Annotated in this window: 21 protein-coding genes and 1 tRNA gene; 15 read left to right on the forward strand and 7 right to left on the reverse strand. The window is 40.3% G+C overall.

The genetic code is table 11. From position 1 onward, the window contains the following. Positions 1 to 9: 9 nt before the first annotated feature. The 5 genes from GA0116948_RS02890 (at position 10) to GA0116948_RS02905 (ending at position 4,602) form a co-directional block, all read left to right on the forward strand. Positions 10 to 774: an SDR family NAD(P)-dependent oxidoreductase gene (locus GA0116948_RS02890; RefSeq protein WP_089708792.1), complete on the forward strand. Its 765-nt coding sequence runs from the start codon at positions 10 to 12 to the stop codon at positions 772 to 774. A 438-nt stretch (positions 775 to 1,212) separates the two neighbouring features. Continuing rightward, on the forward strand, positions 1,213 to 2,472 hold the full coding sequence (locus GA0116948_RS02895) for an ATP-binding protein (protein ID WP_089708795.1): 1,260 nt from the start codon (positions 1,213 to 1,215) through the stop codon (positions 2,470 to 2,472). Positions 2,473 to 2,598: 126 nt separating this feature from the next. Continuing rightward, complete coding sequence (locus GA0116948_RS21190; protein WP_165798325.1) at positions 2,599 to 2,745, forward strand: hypothetical protein; 147 nt, start codon at positions 2,599 to 2,601, stop codon at positions 2,743 to 2,745. Positions 2,746 to 2,936: 191 nt separating this feature from the next. After that, entirely contained in the window at positions 2,937 to 3,716 is a 780-nt protein-coding gene (locus GA0116948_RS02900) for a type IV toxin-antitoxin system AbiEi family antitoxin (protein ID WP_089708796.1), read from the forward strand. Continuing rightward, positions 3,700 to 4,602 carry a nucleotidyl transferase AbiEii/AbiGii toxin family protein gene (locus GA0116948_RS02905; protein WP_089708798.1) on the forward strand — a complete coding sequence of 301 codons (903 nt, stop codon included), beginning with the start codon at positions 3,700 to 3,702 and terminating at the stop codon, positions 4,600 to 4,602. Before GA0116948_RS02900 ends, GA0116948_RS02905 begins: the two co-directional genes overlap by 17 nt. Before the next feature lie 330 nt (positions 4,603 to 4,932). Here GA0116948_RS02905 and GA0116948_RS21715 read toward each other — a convergent pair whose 3' ends face one another. Further along, positions 4,933 to 7,134: a helix-turn-helix domain-containing protein gene (locus tag GA0116948_RS21715; protein ID WP_089708800.1), complete on the reverse strand. Its 2,202-nt coding sequence runs from the start codon at positions 7,132 to 7,134 to the stop codon at positions 4,933 to 4,935. Positions 7,135 to 7,249: 115 nt separating this feature from the next. Here GA0116948_RS21715 and GA0116948_RS02915 point away from each other — a divergent pair, with 115 nt between their 5' ends. The 8 genes from GA0116948_RS02915 (at position 7,250) to GA0116948_RS02950 (ending at position 14,994) form a co-directional block, all read left to right on the forward strand. Continuing rightward, the gene (locus GA0116948_RS02915; RefSeq protein ID WP_089708802.1) at positions 7,250 to 7,846 is read left to right on the forward strand and encodes an RNA polymerase sigma factor; all 597 of its coding nucleotides are present in this window, start codon (positions 7,250 to 7,252) and stop codon (positions 7,844 to 7,846) included. Between the two features lie 3 nt (positions 7,847 to 7,849). Next, the gene (locus GA0116948_RS02920) at positions 7,850 to 8,440 is read left to right on the forward strand and encodes a hypothetical protein (protein ID WP_089708804.1); all 591 of its coding nucleotides are present in this window, start codon (positions 7,850 to 7,852) and stop codon (positions 8,438 to 8,440) included. Positions 8,441 to 8,443: 3 nt separating this feature from the next. Continuing rightward, complete coding sequence (locus GA0116948_RS02925; RefSeq protein WP_089708806.1) at positions 8,444 to 9,454, forward strand: PD-(D/E)XK nuclease family protein; 1,011 nt, start codon at positions 8,444 to 8,446, stop codon at positions 9,452 to 9,454. After that, complete coding sequence (locus GA0116948_RS02930; RefSeq protein ID WP_089708808.1) at positions 9,408 to 11,801, forward strand: argonaute/piwi family protein; 2,394 nt, start codon at positions 9,408 to 9,410, stop codon at positions 11,799 to 11,801. Before GA0116948_RS02925 ends, GA0116948_RS02930 begins: the two co-directional genes overlap by 47 nt. A gap of 10 nt (positions 11,802 to 11,811) precedes the next feature. After that, positions 11,812 to 12,255, forward strand: a complete 444-nt coding sequence (locus GA0116948_RS02935) for a hypothetical protein (RefSeq protein WP_123891685.1) — start codon at positions 11,812 to 11,814, stop codon at positions 12,253 to 12,255. Beyond that, entirely contained in the window at positions 12,252 to 13,376 is a 1,125-nt protein-coding gene (locus tag GA0116948_RS02940) for a M48 family metalloprotease (RefSeq protein WP_089708811.1), read from the forward strand. The genes GA0116948_RS02935 and GA0116948_RS02940 overlap by 4 nt, the downstream gene beginning before the upstream one ends. Positions 13,377 to 13,564: 188 nt before the next feature. Continuing rightward, a complete protein-coding gene (locus tag GA0116948_RS02945; RefSeq protein ID WP_108675021.1) occupies positions 13,565 to 14,776 on the forward strand; it encodes a hypothetical protein in 1,212 nt (403 codons plus the stop codon). Beyond that, positions 14,773 to 14,994: a hypothetical protein gene (locus tag GA0116948_RS02950; RefSeq protein WP_123891686.1), complete on the forward strand. Its 222-nt coding sequence runs from the start codon at positions 14,773 to 14,775 to the stop codon at positions 14,992 to 14,994. Before GA0116948_RS02945 ends, GA0116948_RS02950 begins: the two co-directional genes overlap by 4 nt. A 154-nt stretch (positions 14,995 to 15,148) precedes the next feature. On the opposite strand, the gene GA0116948_RS02955 is transcribed toward GA0116948_RS02950, so the two are convergent. After that, positions 15,149 to 15,222 (reverse strand) — tRNA-Met (locus GA0116948_RS02955). A 106-nt stretch (positions 15,223 to 15,328) separates the two neighbouring features. Continuing rightward, complete coding sequence (locus tag GA0116948_RS02960; RefSeq protein WP_123891687.1) at positions 15,329 to 15,667, reverse strand: transketolase C-terminal domain-containing protein; 339 nt, start codon at positions 15,665 to 15,667, stop codon at positions 15,329 to 15,331. Positions 15,668 to 15,761: 94 nt separating this feature from the next. On the opposite strand from GA0116948_RS02960, the gene GA0116948_RS02965 reads away from it, so the two are divergent. Then, positions 15,762 to 16,196: a MarR family winged helix-turn-helix transcriptional regulator gene (locus GA0116948_RS02965; RefSeq protein WP_089708819.1), complete on the forward strand. Its 435-nt coding sequence runs from the start codon at positions 15,762 to 15,764 to the stop codon at positions 16,194 to 16,196. Between the two features lie 84 nt (positions 16,197 to 16,280). On the opposite strand, the gene GA0116948_RS02970 is transcribed toward GA0116948_RS02965, so the two are convergent. From GA0116948_RS02970 to GA0116948_RS02985, 4 genes are all read right to left on the reverse strand, one after another. Next, positions 16,281 to 16,892: a fumarylacetoacetate hydrolase family protein gene (locus GA0116948_RS02970; protein WP_089708822.1), complete on the reverse strand. Its 612-nt coding sequence runs from the start codon at positions 16,890 to 16,892 to the stop codon at positions 16,281 to 16,283. Between the two features lie 29 nt (positions 16,893 to 16,921). After that, positions 16,922 to 17,497 (reverse strand): aminoacyl-tRNA hydrolase, encoded by a 576-nt coding sequence (gene pth, locus GA0116948_RS02975; protein ID WP_089708825.1) that lies wholly within the window; start codon positions 17,495 to 17,497, stop codon positions 16,922 to 16,924. A gap of 83 nt (positions 17,498 to 17,580) precedes the next feature. Next, the gene (locus GA0116948_RS02980) at positions 17,581 to 18,162 is read right to left on the reverse strand and encodes a 50S ribosomal protein L25 (protein WP_089708827.1); all 582 of its coding nucleotides are present in this window, start codon (positions 18,160 to 18,162) and stop codon (positions 17,581 to 17,583) included. 41 nt (positions 18,163 to 18,203) lie between these two features. After that, on the reverse strand, positions 18,204 to 19,154 hold the full coding sequence (locus tag GA0116948_RS02985) for a ribose-phosphate pyrophosphokinase (protein ID WP_089708950.1): 951 nt from the start codon (positions 19,152 to 19,154) through the stop codon (positions 18,204 to 18,206). A gap of 155 nt (positions 19,155 to 19,309) precedes the next feature. Here GA0116948_RS02985 and radC point away from each other — a divergent pair, with 155 nt between their 5' ends. Next, positions 19,310 to 20,020: a RadC family protein gene (gene radC, locus GA0116948_RS02990; RefSeq protein WP_089708829.1), complete on the forward strand. Its 711-nt coding sequence runs from the start codon at positions 19,310 to 19,312 to the stop codon at positions 20,018 to 20,020. Positions 20,021 to 20,114 lie beyond the last annotated feature (94 nt).

A 20,114-nucleotide genomic window follows, 5' to 3' on the forward strand; every position in this document is an offset into this window, starting at 1 on the left:
TGACTCAACATGAAATTAGCAAATCAGGTGACACTTATTACAGGGGCAGCATCAGGTATTGGAAAAGCGCAGGCACTACTTTTTGCACGGGAAGGCGCACACATAATAGCCTCCGATATTCAGTCGCAAGCATTGGAGGAAACAGTTCTGGAAATTAAATCCGCCGGTGGTGAGGTGATTGGGATACCTGCAGACATCCGCAAAGAAGAGGATGTGAAAAACCTCTATGTACAGAGCTTAAAGGAATATGGGAAAATAAATATTCTATGCAACACCGCCGGGGTATTTGACAATCTTATTCCCATTACAGAAACAGACCTGTCACTGTTAAGAAGCATCCTATCGGTAAACATTGAAGGTACTTTTCTGGTAACTAAATATGTACTTCAAAGCATGCTTGCGCAAAAACATGGTATAATCGTAAACATGGCCTCTGATGCCGGGCTGATTGGCGGCGGCGGCGGTACTGCATATACCATGTCTAAACATGCGATCATCGGGTTTACAAAACAAATTAACGCAGAATTGGGCCATCAAGGGATACGGGCCAATGCCATTGCACCCGGCTTGATCCAAACCCCCATGATACAAGCATTCATAAGCAATGAAGATTCACCCATTGTGAAAGCTTTTCAAAAAATTCCCGCCCAAAGGTTTGGCCATACAGATGATATTGCAATGGCCTCTATCTTTTTAGCTTCAGATGATTCCCGGTACTTGTATGGTCAAGTCCTATCGGTCGATGGAGGGTTATTGTCAACGCTAAGATTTTAATGTTCATCCGGCTGCCAGCCATAGTCTTGCAGATCGTCCTTGTTTCCAGGAATGGCAGCCGGATCATTATTTTTTATGTTAACTAATTTGACAAATCAACTTTAGGCAAGGAATAGCTTAAACAATAATTTATAACAAGATTTTTTATCCTTTTCTCCACTGTATTACTTCTAAATGTGTCTATTTGATTTTTAGACTGCAAAATGGGTCAAGTCCAAATACATAATAAAGATGTAAGCATTCGGCAGACCACGGCTATGCCAGATAGGCATTAGACTGTGGATTTTCCATATATCGGTTATTTAAATTTTTATTTACATGTTTAATTAATTGAATAATAATATATATCATTAAAATAATAAATTTTAAAAAAAAATATTTTGCAAAACTAAAGGCTAACTTTTGAAATTATAAAGTTTAACTTTATTTTTGCAAGAGATGAAAACATTACCCCGCCATATTACTTCCCGGCTGCTACAGGCTTTAAATGTAAGTCCTGTCGTGTTCCTGAATGGTGCCAGACAATCCGGCAAAAGTACCCTTGTTCAAAACCTTCGGGAACAAATTGGCAGTAAGAGTTATCCGGCTGCCTATGTATCATTTGACCGGCCTACTCAGATGGCTGCGGCCTCATCCGAACCAGAAAATTTCTTATCTTCTTACCAGGACACTTTGATTATAGATGAGGTTCAGCTTGTCCCTGAATTGTTTCGTGCCCTAAAGGTGGTCGTTGATCAATTGCGCTTACAGGATAAAGCAAACGCAAATGGTCGTTATTTACTAACTGGATCGGCTAATATACTAGCATTGCCTAAATTATCTGATCCCCTTGTGGGGCGTATGACAGTCCTTACCCTTTACCCTTTCTGCACAGCCGAAGCTTCCCAAGGTAAGGGCAATGGTCTGGATAAACTTTTTAATTTTGATTTTTCTAATCTCAGTGACCGTGGCTTGCGCATCACCGATGCTATAAAGCTTGCGACCTTCCCGGAAATTGCCGATAAAAATGCCGCCGAGCGAGGAATTTGGTTTGATGGATATCTGGCCACTATCCTTCAGCGCGATGTGAGGCTCTTGGCTGATCTTGAAAAAATATCCGTCTTACCAAACCTTCTGCGTGTTCTGGCAACACGCGCAGGTAATCTACTGAATGACGCAGATGTTGCCCGTAATCTTGGCCTTAATCCTGTTACCTCGAAATTTTATCGTAACATCCTCAAAATGATGTTTCTGAATTTCGATATTGAACCATGGTATCGCAACATAAATAAGCGGCTGGTTAAATCACCCAAAGGTTATTTAACCGATACATTGTTACTCTGCCATGTATTAGATTTAAATCTGGAAGATATTGAAAAGAATAAGCCCGACCTTTTCGGGCATATCTTAGAAAATTACGTTGCCACAGAACTTACCAAATTACTGACATTCAGTGAAACCAAAGCCAAGCTTTTGCATTTCAGGACCAGCGATGGTAAGGAAGTCGATTTTGTGCTGGAAAGGCCGGACGGTTCGGTGTTCGCCATTGAGATAAAAAAATCAGAATCTATCAATATCCAAGATTTCAAAGGCATCAAAACGCTGGCAGAATTTACTGAAAAAGAATTTATAGGTGGGGTCGTATTATATTCAGGAAAAGAAGTTGTGCCTTTTGGAAAAAATCTTTGGGCAGTTCCCTTTCATATATTGTGGCAATAAGTATAGCTCATCTCATGCAGAAAGAGCAGTATCGAATGGCACGCTTCAGACTAAGGTCCATTAGTTGGGTACCAACAAGTGAATTTGGAGCTTATGGAAGATGAGTGCTGAAAATGCGGCAAACCTATGAAAACGTTGACAGGTATTGTGCTACCAAATAAGCAGTTAACTTTTGGAATAATACAGGCTGGTCAAAATACAATAGGAGTTATTATTGTAGTAAAAGAAAAGGCTTTGAAGCGAACGTTCTTCAAAGCCTTTTCTGTAGTGTAGCGGGCTCTGAAAGATTATCTAATGAGTTTACGCAGGATTTGCTGGCCTTTGACGCACTAAAACCCTGACAAAACAACACGACTAAGCCAATTCTTTAAAATAAATCCATTTGACGTACTTTAAGTACTAATATTTGAGCTAAAACAAACAAAATACTTGACTAACTTTATATTTTATCTTACATTAGTACTATGAGTACTGAAAATGAAAGTAAAATAAACAAGCTTTTCTCTCTACAACCCGCTGGCGTTGTACTTCAGTCTGATTGGCTTGTTAAACAAGGCTATAGCCATGATTTACAACAGCGTTACAAGAAAAGTAATTGGCTCCGTTCTATAGGCACAGGGGCAGTGGTTCGTACCAATGACCAAGTGGGTTATGAGGGAGCCATTTACGCCATACAGGTGCAAAGCAGTGCATCTATTCACCCAGGGGCGCGGACTGCGCTTTCCTTACTTGGGAAAGCCCACTATTTAGAGTTCTCCCAACAACGTGTCGTACTCTTTGGAAGTAATATTGAGAAATTGCCGACCTGGTTTAAGAAAAGAGACTGGCAAGTAAAAATTGAATTCCATCAAACGTCCTTCCTCCCCTCGGAACTTGGACTAACCACGGTGGAGTCTAAAAATCTACCAATAAAGGTGTCAGGGCCAGCCAGGGCTATCTTGGAATGTTTGTACCTAGCCCCTCAAAAACAAGATTTAATAGAATGCTACGAATTAATGGAAGGCCTGAACAACCTTTCCCCACAACGAGTTCAAATGCTGCTCGAAGCCTGTCAATCCATCAAAGTCAAGCGATTATTCTTGTACATGGCAGAGAAAGCGATGCATCAATGGTTCAACTATTTAAACCTTGAAAAAATAGACTTAGGAAGCGGAACGCGCAGTATTGTTAAAAACGGAGCATACATAGACAAATACAAAATTACTGTCCCCAAAGAATTAGAGCAAGATGCAAGCAACATATAAAAAACAGGTTAGCCTTTTATTGAGCGTACTGCCAGAGGTGGCAAAAGAAGAATGCTTTGCCCTACATGGCGGTACGGCGATCAATCTTTTTGTACACAATATGCCTCGCCTGTCGGTTGACATTGATCTTACTTATTTGCCAATTGAAGATCGTCCAACGTCAGTAACCGCGATATCAGAAGCATTAGAAAGAATTAAGGCTAGCATTGAGCGAGCCATTCCCCGCGCAACGGTGACTCATCGCAAAGATGCCGCAAAACTGTTGGTGTCTGTTAACGGTGCAGACGTGAAACTGGAAGTGAATTTAACCAATCGCGGAGCTATAGCGGCACCGCGGCAAATGCCATTATGCGCAAAAGCCCAGGCGGAATTTGAGACGTTCTTTGTAATGCCCGTGGTATCGCAAGGCCAGCTTTATGGCGGCAAAATAGTTGCTGCACTGGATCGCCAACATCCCCGCGATCTTTTCGATATAAAAAACCTCTTGGCGACCGAAGGGATAACAAAGGAGATCAAAGAGGGTTTTATACATTACCTACTGTGCAGTGACAGGCCGATTGGCGAGGTTATCAAGCCGAATTTCCAAGACCATACAACGACAATGGACAATCACTTTACTGGTATGACGGATGAAGTATTTGACTATGCCGAATACGAGCAGACACGTGAACAATTGATCCAAATACTTCATGACAGTTTAACAGAGCAAGACAAAGAGTTTATTTTGAGCGTGAAAAACGTCACTCCGAATTGGGGGATATACGATTTTGAACGCTTTCCCGGGATAAAATGGAAGCTACAAAATCTTGAAAAAATGAAAGATAAAACACCAGAAAAACATCAAGCCGCTTATAATGCCTTAGAAGAAAAGCTCAAAAAGAAATAGTATTGATACTATGGATAGAACTTATTTACAAAAGAAAATAAACTTGCCCCTGAAAAGACGCGACCATATCTCGACCAAAAGAAAAAAGGCTCCGTGAATTACTTCACAAAGCCTTGATTATCAAGTAGCCAGAACCGTAAAATTATCTAACCGTTCTGTCCAGGATTTTTTGCTTTTTTGTGAATTAGTAGCCTGATTGTCGCCGCGTCAAACACCGCTCAAGGTACTATCGAAATTCCACAATCCTGTTTAGTGACGTTAGATGGCATAATTTGGCATTTGATAACGCATTGGATCAAAGTATGTTCGGTCTCTAGTTAAGGAGAGGTATCATGTCATTGTATTTGCATGGCAAATAGCCAGTCTTATCTCAAAAAAAGAAAATGTATCTCCAAAGTGCTCCCGGATCTTATATACATCGCCACCAAAAACCATAATTGCTTCGCTTATTGTATCTAGTTTCTCTGCATTGAGTATTTTGTCTACTGAAATCAGCCCTTTTTGAGCTACATCGAGCACGTGAGTTTCTATAGTACTGATGGCAAGATTTCTAATCGATGCAATTTCGACGACTGTTTTTCCTGATTGTATCATTTCGAGGGTATCTTTAATGCTCTTGTTTAATGATGCCCCTCTTTTAGACTTTGGTTTTATATCGAAAGAAGTGTCCGATTTAATCTCCTTCTCTTTTATGGCATTTATCAATTGAATGACCAGAACACCAGTAGCTAGCTGTCGCATGATTTCAACTGAACGGTTCATTTCTTCACCCTTTTCTCGCAATAAACCATTTAATTTTTCCCAATAGGTTTTCGTAAACTGGTCTGTCTTTTTATTTGAAATCGTGTCTGCAGTCCCGGAGAATGGTGATAAACATTTCTCGTCAATCTTACTGGCAAAATATGTGCGAGCAGCGACAAAACGGTCATTTAAGTAAGTGAGTTCGCGGTTATGTTGGATAGCATCATTTATTTCAAGTTCAAAGCGCATGACAACTTGCTGCAAGGCTTCTAACTCACCCAATATATTAGCAAAACATGTTAGTGACTTAGCATCGACTTTTTGCTTAAAAGTTTCGGGGCGCGCAAAAAGATCTTGAAGCATGTGAATTGCCGGCTTTAATGAAAATCCTTCCAATATCCTATTAAAGAGAAAACTCCTTTGGCCATCTGATAGTAAGCATTCAAGTTCATGTTTAGTCATTGGCGCATAGAAGGACAAAACGCTCTTATTTGCCTGAATACTCTCTCTTGTGATTTGCGATTGTAAAAACAACCCTTTCAAGCTTCTGACGCGGCTAAGAGCTACGTAAACCTGTCCAGCCTCAAACGAACTTGCTGCATCAATGATGGCGTGTTCAAAAGTAAGGCCTTGACTTTTGTGGATTGTGATCGCCCAGGCCAATTTTATAGGATAGTGTACAAAAGCCCCAACAGGAATAAGTGTCACGGTATTTTTGTCTTCAGAAGTACTATAGTCGTATGCATACCACGTGTATTTTTCAACAGTTAATTCAACTTCATCAGGAAAAACAACCTTTATCTCATCCTGGGTGATATGGCTTATTTTGCCAACTTTTCCGTTAAAATAACGACGTGTTTCACCAGCATCATTTTTTATAAACATTACCTGTGCTCCCTTCTTTAACTTTAAGATGGGATCAATTGGGAGCATACTGTCTTTGAAGTCACCAGTTACGGTTCCATTAAATATATATTCTGGACCGGCTAGCGCATTAAGCCTTTCAACATTAACAGCCTGGGCCGTCACGTTGTGTGATGCAATCGTAATGCTGTCATCAGGTTTATCAGACGAAATACTCAGTTGGCGTGTATTAAGTAAAGAAAGTGCTTCGTCGGTTATTGCATTATTTCTTATTTGATCAAGTATCTGAATGAACTCATTGTCTGACTGACGGTATACTTGCTGAAATTCTATTTGAACTAGCTGGCCGCTATTAAATACTGTTGCACTGAAAAAGAACTGTGAAGTGTAGAATTCACTATAGAGTTGTATGTCTTCATTTCTAAGAACGGGTGGGAGTTGAAACAAGTCACCTATAAATACCATCTGTGTACCGCCAAATGGATGATCGTTGTCTCTAACATGGCGTAATATCCGATCCAATAAATCAACCTGATCACTTCGCACCATTGAAATCTCATCAATAATGATTAGTTCCAAGTCTTTGATAAGCATTTTTTTGGCAATTGAATAATTAAGATTCTTGACAATGTCAGCTATGTTGTAGAAATCAGTTTTATTGACACTGTTTTCTCCCGGCAGGAAAAAACCTGGAGGAACCTGAAAAAAGGAGTTTATAGTTGAACCTTGCGCATTGATTGCAGCTATGCCCGTGGGGGCGAGAACTACATGACGTTTAGTTGTTTGCTCTCTAACCGATTTGAGAAACGTAGTTTTCCCTGTGCCTGCCTTGCCTGTTACAAATAAATTACAGTTTGTAGTCTCAATAAACGAGGCTGTGAGGGACTGTATCTCATTGTTGCTAAATCCAATATTTACATTCCTCATTATTATAAAATTTTATCTTTAATATGAATATCAATTAGTTATGAAGACAGTAAATGCTGCCCGTATTATTTTGCTAAATTAGTGTAACCTGATTGCATTATATATAATAGAGGTAATGGAAAGCTATAAAGAAATAATAGAATTATTAAAGGGGCAGCATCCGTCGGGGCTAGCAAAGTTGTACCAAGGATACGGCAGAGCGTTTTATTCCTATTGCATTCAAAAATGGAATCTTTCGGAAGATGAGGCTTGGGAAGTTGTCTATCGTACTTTGGAGACGCTGGTATTAAAGATTGGGAATTATGACCTCTTAACGCAGGTAGATTTTGATCGGTTTGTTTACAGGGTGCTGATCAATTTTTTGCGTCAAGAATATAGGTCGAAAAAGCAAAAGGAGACTGGTCAAGTTGTATACGTAGATTTTAGTGCAGAAAGTGGGAGCAATGAAGGGTTCGCAAATTACTTGAATCGTGATGCGATACATTCTTATTATAATCAAGAAGGTTCAGAACATCCACAACTGACCAGTTTAAAAAATGCATTGGAATCGATGGAACAGACAGATAAAGACCTGTTATTATTGCGTGCTCAAAATTATTCGTATGACGAAATCGCGAAGCTCTTAGGGATCGACAATAATCAATTAAAGGTAAAGCATCATCGAGCAAAAAAGAAGCTCGTTGAAATTCTAAATGGACAATCAAATTATTAAATCATGGAAAGAGATAATATAGAAATATTAGATGAAGCATTGAGAATATTAGCTCTTGAGAGGGCTGGCAACACCGAACATGCTGATCAAGAAATGTCACTGATTCTTTCTAACGATTCTTTGTTGGACATGCCGCCAGCAAAAGAAGAAATGCTCTTTGTCGCCTTGAATGGCATAGTAACTACGCCCTCTTTAGGTCAGGTCATTCAGGAAAAGTTACAGCAGCTGAATATGACATCCGCAGAGTTATCAGACATAGTCAAATTGCCTGTTCAGACTGTCGACAAACTTGTATCAGACGATTTGTATACTAATAATGTTCCAATTGTTTTATTCAAAAATCTTTTAAACTACTTAAATATCAAATTTGCGGCTGCGGAGAAGTGTATTCACAAAACATTCGAGTTGTTGCAAAGCAAAGTTTTCAATCATGATGTCAATATTGCGTTAGCACCAGCTTTCCGAAGCAGTTTATATACTCCAAAGTCTATTGCAGTTCCTTCTCAAAGAGCTACAGATGGCAAGGAGCTTTTTGAAAACAGCGAGGCTATGGAGAAATATTTGAACAGATTGCGTGAATTATTGAATGATTAACTTATGTCTGGAACTATCAACTGGTCTTATAGTACCGTCAACACTCTCCGGCAATGCAATAGGAAGTTCTACTTTGCTTCATTGCTAGCTACTCATGGCCGCAAAAATCCGCTCAGAAGAAAGGCATATGAGTTGAAAAGCATGCAGAATCTAAAAATGTGGGCTGGCAGTGTTGTGGACAAATTTATGGAAATAGTGATTATACCTGCTATTACCAATAAAGAGGATTTATTCTTTGACCGGTTGGCAGACAGAGCCGTAAAAATGGCTGAAGAACAATTCAAGTATTCTAAATTCGGATTTTATAAAGACCCTTCTCAAAAAAAGGGGGATGCAAATAGTACCTTTTGTATTTTGGACATACATGAAATCAAGGCACCTTATACGGAAGAGGAACTTGCCTCATGTTATGCAACTATACACCAAGCGATACTTCGACTACCGGAAATACGCCTGCCAGATGGCTCCTTGTTGATCGACTATCTAAAGGCGGCAAACAGTCTTACACCAAATGTAAACAATTGGCTTGTTCAAATTGCGAAAGCTAGGTTGAAACCTCAGATAGATTTGTTGGGCATGTATAATTGGAAACCTATTATCATAGATTGGAAACTCTCCGCTAGTCATGTTTCTGATTACTCTCGTCAACTAGTTATTTGCGGCATTGCGGTTTATTTGAAACGATTAGAGAACCCGGAAAAAAAGCCGTGGACTCATGAGGACATCAAGCTATATGAGGTAAACTTGTTAAAGGGTATAGTCAAACAACATGAGTTCACAGAAGACAAAGTAAATGACCTTATCAATTTTATAAACCTTACCAGCAGCGATATTCAATTATTGATAGGCAGCGAGGGATCTGAAGCTGTAATAGAGGATTTCGAATTGACAGATGACGAAGGGCATTGCAAGAACTGCAATTTCCAAGGTCTTTGTTCTTACTTACTAATTAATAACAATCAATACGATGAGAAATCATACATTGAATCTATTCAAGGTAAACAACTTATCTGATTTGAACTTTTCATATAAGTTAGTGGAATTCAACCTTCCTTATCTGGAAGGCCAGGAGGATCGGTTTAATAAACAACTTCAGAAGATTTCTCAACAAGTTGCCTTATTAAGTGGTGGGCCAGCAGCACTCATCAAGCGTGAAAACAGGTATTGGATAGCCATCCCTGCGGATAAAATCTTTGAAGAAACATCTATTAATGTGGTTCCATATAATATCAGAGTTTCTTTACTGCCAGATGTTTATCAAGTCAACGCTTCTAGTATCGACAAGAATAATGTTGATGTTATTTACAAATTTCTTGATTTTGAAATTCGCAAACAACTCAGCAGAAACCTCAGAATATGGAAGCTCAACTCATCTCAGTTTTTTTTGAAGCAACCCATCGTGTCAAGAACAGATTCTATCATTGATATTTATGAAGGGTTCTCATATAAACTGGTTCTCTTGCATGGCTCCACTTTTTACATTTGTATTGATCTCAGCACTAAATATGTTGACAGACATGTTCTGTCGTATTATGTTAATACAGGGAATGTACAAACCATTGGAAATAGTTTTAAGGGTAAACGTTTCCTTTACCTAAATGGTGATAATTGGTATGCTACAGAACTTGAAGGTTTCGGTGAAGACATTCAAAGTCATGAATTCAATAATAATGGCGATAGTATCAGTGTTTATAATTATATTCTCAATAATGCCAGAACCCGTAAAGAAGATATTAAACGTGTTTTGAAGCCAAGTGATCTAACAATACTTTACAAGTATCCAGGAAGAACTATGGAACCCCATAGCGGCGCCTGTTCTCTGGCGAAAATGCTTTATTCGACGCAGGATAAAGAGGTGCAGTCATTACATAGATATTCTATAAAAGACCCTAATATACGTTTTGAGGCGATTGGCAAGTATATCAGAGAATATTTTCAAAACATACGGTATGGCAATATTGCTTTAAAAATTAGCTTGAATCCGTTGGTTGAAAAAGTTCCAAACTTTAGCATGCCTGAACTTAAATATAATAACGACAGAACATTAAAGGCGGGACACTATTCCAACGGAGCCAACACAACATTGCGCGAATTTGCCGGCGAAAGGAAACATCTACTCATCGAGAATGGCGTTATCAATAAGTCTATGTTCGATGAGCAGTTCTTGATTGTACCTGACTCTATGGATAGAAAGCTTGTAGAAGCATTTAAAAAGAACGCAGAGCACCAAATTAAAGCCCTGGCACCTGCTTTTACTTCTTTTACGGTGATAAGATATCCAGTACGCGCTAATCAAGCTGCCACCTTTCAAATACAGGAAATTGAACATATTCTGAGAAGGCAAAATGCTTTAAATGGCTTTGCATTATTTGTATTACCTGACATGACCTCTGAATCGCCAAGGTCTGCACGTAGTTTCCACGACTGTTTAAAGAACCAATTCTATCCTGATCTAAAAGTACAATGTGCATCAGCTTATAAAATAAATTCATTCTTTAGATCATTCCCAAATGCTGAAGCTCAAAATATGTTTGAATATAGAGTGCCGGAGGATAAGAAGCCTAAATTCAAGTCATACTTGACCAACCTCGTCCTAGAGCATCTTATTGTTAATAGAAAATGGCCTTATGCACTTTCAAAGAATCTACACTACGACATCTATATTGGTATAGACGTACATGATCGGTATGCCGGATTTACTTTCTTTTTCAAGAATGGTGAAAATATATTTTTCTTTCCCGAACAAGTACCATTAAAGAATCGTTCACAACGTTCCGAGAAGTTGAAGGCAAATCTTCTTAATAAGGTTATTTATGAAAAATTAAAAATGTTCATTCCTAAATTCTGTCCTACACCAAATGGTATTGTAATAATACGTGATGGACGAAGTTTTGGTGAGGAAAACAAAGCACTAAGTAGCGTGATTAGTAGTCTAGCGACAGACGGATTAGTTGACCTTTCCCAAATTAAATATAGCGTTATTGATTTGCATAAGCAAAGCGCAGTACCGTTACGCATTGCATCGCACACCAACGGTTTCAATAAGCTCGAAAACCCTATAGCAGGTGCATTCAAGAAAATCAATGAAACTGAAGCTTTTTTATATAATACAGGGTTTCCATTTCAAATTAGGGGGTCAGCCAAACCACTGCACCTAACACAAATAGTCGGCAATACAGAATTTCCTAAAGTTATTGAAGATATCTTCTGCCAGAGTATCCTGGCCTTCTCTGCCCCCGACAGAAGCAACTCATTGCCAATTACAATCAAGTTAATCGATACTCTCTTGGAGCCTTTATCCGGAGCTATTGAGGGGGTTGAAGAAGAAGAGGAATTTGAAGATTCATTGGGAAACTATTAAAACCATTACTATGAGTGAAATCAGCGTTTTATCAAATCAATATGAGCAGCTGGTGTCAACTTCAGACACGGTCAATAATTCCGTGATTGCACTAAAGAAAAAGAATTTGCTCGGGTCAGGAAATGTACAAAGAAAATATCCCAGGCTCAACGTGAGTGCCTCTGAGTTAACCACTGCTCAAACCATTCTTAAATCCTTTTTAGAGAATATTATCAAACTGATTCGGGAAGACGCACAGGAGTCAACCTACATACCATCTATAATTCTGGACGACTATAAAAAGCGAATGACTAAAAATCAGTACCTGATGGAAGACCTTACAGAGCTTTTAGAGAGAATAACAAAATCACAGGAACTGGAAGAACGTCATATTGCTGCTCTTGATGATATACTTTCAATACTTGATAGTGAAAGGAGCATTTTATTTAGAAAGTTAAGAACAGCAAGAGGATGATTCAATTTATTAAAGGCATTTTTTATGATCAGCTCACTAGGGGAGCAAAGATGATGGAAGCTCTGCAGTCCCCTTCTTTAAGTAACGAAATTGACGCAGATTTTCTGTCTAAGACATTACAAATGCTGGGTGACCTGATAACAGACATTGAAGAACTTATCAACTCTGGAGATCTGGATATAGAGAGCCTGTCATCCAACAACATTATTAAGTACAATACATTTTATGAGCGACTACTTACCATTGAGTTATTCAGGTACCTGGTTATTGTTAACTATGGGAGACCAGAGGAATATTTTAAAAAGAAAATCAGCCGTATATACAAAGAGATAAACTGTTTGCAAAAGCAGCCGATTGTAACTACCATTAGCAACTCAGAAAACTATTATTGGGCACTGCCTTCTTATGATATTATTGCCGTGCCAACCGGCGAAGAAAAGAACCTGCTTAACTTACCAGACCTATTTCACGAAATGGGACATCTGGTCTACAATCAGTATGAAATCTACCTTAAGGGTAATTTTGAACAGTCTCTGAATAGATTTTACGAAAGTGAGTCGCAACGTGTCTTCTACGAACAGAGGTCCACATCATTAATAAATTTCTACAGGGAGAAGCATGCTTGGTGGTTATCCAGTTGGATTATGGAATTTACCTGTGATTTGATCGCGACATATTTAGTAGGCCCGGCCTTTGCTTGGACAAACCTTAAACTTACGACATTAAGCAGTGGAAAGAACCTCGTATTTCAGGAATCAGCTAGTCATCCGTCCGATGAAGCCAGGATGCGCGCCATTTTTTATATGCTCACGAAGATGGGCCATACTAAAGAGGTGAAAGAGATAAAAGAAAACTGGGATAAATTTGTAAAGACAACAAACAATAATGTCCCAAGCCATTATAATTATATTTTCCCACAACCTTTGATTGAAGAATTGGCTGATTGCGTCTATACGGGCTGTACGAATATCGATTTGACAATATATGGCGAGCAATTAAAGCTTTATGAAGAACCAATATCAAAAATACTGAACGATGCTTGGAATACTTTATTAACATCCCCAGATGGTTTCAAAGAATGGGAAAAGGGAAAAATTGAGCAAATAGAAAACCAGAACTGAAAGAGAAACTATTTCGGGCTTCAGATGATGCAGGTGCCTCTAATAAAATTAATGAAAGCTATGGTTTTTTCATCGATAAAAGCTAATGATTGGACAAAGCTAGCAATCATGAAGACAGTGTTACACGATAAATCATGCGATTTCCGTCTTTGCTTCATGCTGTGATTGCAGTTTTAAAAAGAACTCATATGGAAGCCATCACTTTTTCACGTCAACAACTTTATGACCTAGTATGGTCCGATTCTCTATTATCCCTTTCAAAAAAATACAATATTTCCGATAATGGCTTGCGTAAGGCTTGTAAGCGGATGGGCATTCCTTTACCAGATATGGGTTATTGGAATAAAATTAAGGCTGGTAAAAAAGTTGCAGTTAAGCCATTGTCCAAAGAACATAAAGGAGATCAGCAGATTCGCTTGTCTCTAAGAATTTCCGGAGAAAATATAACAGAGGGTGGGTTATCACCACAGTTAAGTTTACAAAAAGAGATTGAGTCAGATTCAGGATTGAACCTGGAAGTAGGTTCAGTATTGATCAACCCAGATCCATTGATAATTAGAGCAGAAAAGGCATTGCTTCAACGAAGTAAACAATCTAAGACTAATGACCTTCTTTATGCAGGCTCTGAAAATCTGGATATCCGGGTGTCGCAAAACTTCATCAATCGCGCGTTATGTATTATGGACACTTTTATAAAAGTGATGCGACATCGAGGCCATGATTTTGTCATTGAACGTGGTGACAGCTATCTTTTGATTGCTGAGGAAAAAATGAAAATGACGCTAAGAGAAACGCAGACTAAAGTAGTCGTAAAGGATCGTTGGGAACGAACAGAATATCATCCAAATGGCATTTTGTCCTTCCGATTTGATCGATATATTAATTCTGCTTCCTGTACGGACGGGAAGGTTTTAATTGAACATCAATTATCCAAACTGATCGCTAAATTGGAACTCCTAGGTGAACGCTTTAAAATAGAACGTGCGGAGCAGAAGCGTTGGCATGACAAATTTGAGGAGGAACGACGTATTAAAAAGGAAATTGCTGATCGGAAGAAAACAGAATTTAGCTTATTCCGGCAATTATTAAAGGATTCTCGCCGCTGGAAGGATGCAGCAATATTACGTGAGTATATTGATCAAATTGAGCGAAGTACAATGGCTGAAGGTAATATAACAGAAGAAATGACGGTATGGCTGGAATGGGCACGAAAAAAGGCTGATTGGTTCGACCCGCTCGTTAACTCTACTGACGAATGGCTCGAAGACGTAGACCCCAATAGCCTAATGACTCAAAATAACATGAATAACTCAGCAAATAATTATAATTACAATAACGATTATCAAACGGGAAAACATGATTGGCCATTAGTTCCCTGGTACATCAAAAATAGACAATGAAGAAAGCAACTGTAGTTCGATCTAAGCCTTTACGAATGAATATGCTTACTGAGAAAGATTTAAGGCTTACCGAGGAGGAAGTACTTAGTGTAGCTCCACACTTTAAAGATCGCACACCAGAAAAGATGGCTGAGCTAATTGAATTTGTTTATCAAATAAGCCTTGTATTATACAGAAGCTGTGCAAATAGTCAAGGTTCTGAAGGTGATAAAGCTTAATATTTGCCAGAATCGGAGTTGAACCCTATTAGTATTAAAAATCAGCTATTTGTATTTTTATGGGATAGCGCGAAGCACAATATCTAACCCATGGACGATTTGCTCTCAACTAGATGATTTTCAATTAAAAAGGCCGCATTTAATGCGGCCTTTGTAGCGAGAATGGGAATTGAACCCATCACCTCAGGGTTATGAATCCTGCGCTCTAACCAACTGAGCTATCTCGCCAAAATCGGAGTGCAAAGATACACCCAAAAAGCAAACTTCAAAAGTTATTCAGAAATTTTTTTACCAGGCAAACAACTTCTTAATAGCAGTTGCTACTTTCGCATCACTAGGCATCATCATGGCTTCCAGATGCTCCTTCAGCGACACTGTTGGCAGATCCATGGCGCCGAGGGATTTGCACTGGTGCATCTAACTGCCGGAAACAAATTTGCTGAATACGACCGGTCAGGGCCTGTGCGAAACTATTGTTCACTGGCTCTTCTGTAAACACCAAGCACTTGCCATGCCGGCGTACGGTGTCGTATATCAATACTTCATCCAGCGGGAATAATGTCTCGTAAGTGGCTGCCATCCACCTGGCTTCCTGCATAGGCCTAAATGCCTTTTGCAATAAAGCAAGATTAACACCACGGTCGGACACAGCGGTGTCTTTTATTGTTGACACGCTTATAGTATCTTTAAACACGTAAGATTGTTTTGGTTTATGCTTCCTATGAAATAGTTGCTATAACAACTATTTACTAACGAAAATAACAACTATGTCGGATACTTTCATTATTAATCCATCTTTTTACAAGCTGGACGCCACTTTAAAAAAATTGCGGAACCACTGGCAACAAGCATTCGACAAACAGCAGAAGGACATCACGGTAGATCAGTGGCTGGTGATGGAAAACTTGTACAAGCATACCCGTACTACTCATAAACAATTAGCCCATTATACCGACAAAGACATTACCACCATCTCCCGCATACTGGACCTGCTGGTAAAAAAAGGGTTGGTAATGCGGCAGGCATCTTCCGACGACCGCCGCAAGGTGTACCTGGAGCTTACACCTGCGGGGGTAGATAAATATACCGATGTACGCCCACTGGTGCTGGAACTTCGTCGCATTGGCTGGCATGGACTTTCGGAAAAAGATTTTGAAGACCTTACCCGCATCCTGGATGTGATTGCGCATAACTTACCATAAGGGCAATGGACGAAGGGCTTTTGCAAATAAAAGCCTGAGATCGCAATGCAATGCAATCACAGGCTTTTCTGTATAGTAGTTTTTTTATTTAACAGAAAATTCCAGCAGGCTATCGTCTTCAATGAATGCCTCCAGGGCATCTCCCACCACTACTGGGCCTACGCCGGCAGGTGTGCCGGTAAAGATCAGGTCCCCGATATTGAGGGTGAAAAATTTTGAAATATAGGCGATCAGGGTATCAAAAGAAAAGAGCAGGTCTTTGGTATTGCCCTGCTGTACTATCTGCTTGTTTTTATACAGGCAAAAATTAATATCATTTTTATCCAGTTCGGGTGCTATCGGCAGGAAGCTGCCTACCACCGCAGAATTATCGAAAGATTTGGCAATTTCCCAGGGCAGCCCTTTGGCTTTTTGTTTGTCCTGCAAATCACGGGCGGTAAAGTCTATCCCAACGGACATCTGGTCGTAATACCGGTTGGCAAATTTTTCCTGAATATGTTTCCCGTTCTTGCAAATGCGCAGCACCAGTTCACATTCATAGTGAAGGTTTTGAGAAAATTCAGGATAATAAAAAGGGTGATTATCCTGAAGCAGGGCATTCTTTGGTTTCATAAAAATTACGGGTTCTGTGGGCACCTCGTTTTTTAACTCTGCAGCGTGATCGGCATAGTTACGGCCTACGCAGATAATCTTCATGGAGTATATTTTTCGTGTAAATAATGGTCTTATAGCGGAAACGTCAGCGTATTATATAAGTTCATAGTGCGGGCTATTCCTGCAGTTGCTACACTTTCAATAATCTCTACACATTTATCGATTTTTTGTAGCACGACCGGCTCTTCTTTGGCATTCCACTTACCCAACACAAAGTCTACCTGTTTGCCCTTCGGGAAATTATTACCGACACCAAATCGAAGGCGGGGATATTGATTAGTGCCTAGCGATTCCTGAATGCTTTTAAGCCCGTTATGCCCGGCATCGCTGCCTCCTGCACGCAGGCGCAGCACATCCAGTGGCAGAGCCAATTCGTCTACGATCACCAGCACATTTTCAATGGCTACTTTTTCCTTATCCATCCAGTACTTTACGGCCTTGCCGCTTAGGTTCACATAAGTGGTAGGTTTAATTACTACAAACGTTTTGCCTTTCCATTTTACAGTGGCCACATCGGCCAAGCGGTCCAGCTCGAAGGAGCCTTCATGCTTTTTGACAAATGCATCCGCTACATCGAAACCTATATTATGCCGGGTATGTCGGTATTCCTCACCGATATTGCCTAACCCTACGATCAAATATTTCATAGCAGGTCAAAAATAAAACAATTCAAAATAAAAAGCCCTGCCAAAAAAAGGCAGGGCTTTTTAAAAAAATATAACCAGTAAGCTTATTTCTTCTTGCTATCTGCAGCTTCTTCCTGACGCAACTGACGGGTCATTACCACCGAAGCGATAGGAATACGTGGAGAGTTTAAGATAGTGATATTAGGCGCTTTTACGTCTTCTACACGGATGTTACCGTTTAGTTCCAGGCCATCTATGCTTACTTCGAGGTTTTCGCGGAGATCTTTTGGAAGCGCTCTCACTTTCAGTGTTTTCAATTTCACTACCAGTTTACCACCAGCTTTCACCCCTTCAGACTGACCTACGATTTTAATTGGCAGGCTTACCAATACTTCTTTGTTATCTACCAGTTCCAGGAAGTCTACGTGTGCGAGTTCATCAGTTACTACGTCGAACTGAAGATCTTTCAGTACGCATCTGTAAGACTTTTCGCCCAGTTTGATTTCTGCCAACTGGAAGTCGGGTGTGTACACCAGGCTTTTAAATTGTTTTGCAGGCGCTGAAAAATTCACCGTCTCTGCACCCCCATAAATAACACAAGGCACTTGTTCCTCAGAACGGAGAAGGCGGGTGGCTTTTTTGCCGAAGTCGCTCCTGAGTTGTCCTTCAATTGTTATTGTTTTCATTGATTAAACATTTATTGATTAAAAAAAATTCCTGTTGATAACTAGCGGTCCTTTCGGTTGCTGTGCACAAACAAACTAGTGATCGATTTGTTTTCGTGCATGTTGCGGATGGCTACTGCAAAGAGTTCTGCCACTGACAACACCTTTACTTTTGAACTGGCTTTATGGAAATTGATGGTATCGCATACTACCATTTCTTCCAGCACTGAGTTTTCGATATTTTCATAAGCCTTCCCGCTGAAAACCGGATGGGTGCAAAATGCACGTACGGTGCGGGCGCCTTTTTCTTTGAGCAGGGCGGCGGCTTTGGTAAGGGTGCCGGCTGTATCGCAGATATCGTCTATCAACACTACGTCGCGGTCTTTTACCTCTCCAATTACGACCATTGAAGCAATTTCATTGGCGCGCTTACGATGCTTGTCACAGATCACCATTTCCGCATTGAAATAGGATGCAACTTCCCTTACCCGGTTGGTACTACCCACATCCGGGGACGCAAAGGTAAGGTTTTCCAGTTTTAAAGTTTCTATATATGGAATAAAAATAGCAGAACTATCCAGGTGGTCTACCGGGATATCGAAGAAGCCCTGTATCTGAGGTGCATGTAAATCCATGGTAATCACCCTATTGGCTCCTGCCGAAGTCAGCAGATTGGCCACCAGCTTGGAGGCAATGGCCACCCTGGGTTTATCTTTACGATCTTGCCGCGCAAAGCCAAAATAGGGAATTACGGCTGTAATATAGCCGGCGGAAGCTCTTTTGGCAGCATCTATCATCAGGAGCAACTCCATCAGATTTTCTGTGGGAGCATTGGTGCCTTGGATCAGGAATACATTGTCTCCCCGGATGCTTTCCAGGTATACCGGCTGGAATTCGCCATCACTAAACTTCTGGATGGTAAGCTTACCTAAATTACCGCCATACTTTTTGGCAATTTTTCCGGCCAATTCGGGATTACTGTTTCCCGTAAAGATTTTTACAGATGGTTGCATGATAATAGAAAGAGGGTGCGAAATTATAACAATAAACGCTACCAGGATAAAAAAATATAGCATAAATGCCCCTGGGATAAGGCTAAAGCTTTTTGTGGAAAAGAAAATTTTTGCACCCGACATAATTTGCTAACTTTATTAGCAAATTATTGTTAATGGAAAATGAAATCCGTCAAGTTAACTCCCATAACCCCATAAAGAATTGGGCCATTGAAGAAAGACCCCGCGAAAGGCTTGTCCAACATGGAGCGCAGTCGCTTACGGCGGTGGAATTACTGGCTATTCTTTTTCGCACCGGCACCCTGCGGAAATCAGCCGTGGAGCTAAGCAGGGAAGTAATGAAAATAATTTCAGATAATCTCGCCGATCTTTCTAAATTGAATGTACAACAATTAACGCGGATTAATGGTATTGGTACTGCCAAGGCCACGCAGGTCATTGCTGCTTTGGAGTTGGCCCGCCGCGAGCAAATGGCGGCCAGGGACAAAATAACCTATATCAAAAGCAGCGCACAGGCGGCTCAGTACATGAAACCCCGTATTGCGCACCGCCAAGAGGAAGAATTTCATGTTATGTTTCTTTCTAATGGCAATCGCCTTATTCGCCACCAGCACATAAGCTCCGGGGGGATGAGCGCCACCATCGTAGACCCGCGCATCATATATGCAGACGCCCTCTCCTGCCGCGCCGCCCGTGTATTGTTCTGCCATAACCACCCTTCCGGCAATCTTTCTGCCAGCCATGCAGACATCCAGCTTACTCGCCGCCTCCGCGATGCTGGGAAATTACTCAATATAGAAGTACTGGACCACATCATTATAGCAGACACCGGCTATTGCAGCATGGTCGAAGAAGGCCTCATGTGAGGTGCTGATCAAGAAAAGCAAAGCAGTACCGTGCCGGTAAATAAATGGAGCGATTGTATTTCCTATTTTAATTACTTTCGTTGTTATTTATAAA

The sequence above is a fragment of the Chitinophaga costaii genome (assembly GCF_900094705.1).
GTDB lineage: Bacteria > Bacteroidota > Bacteroidia > Chitinophagales > Chitinophagaceae > Chitinophaga > Chitinophaga costaii.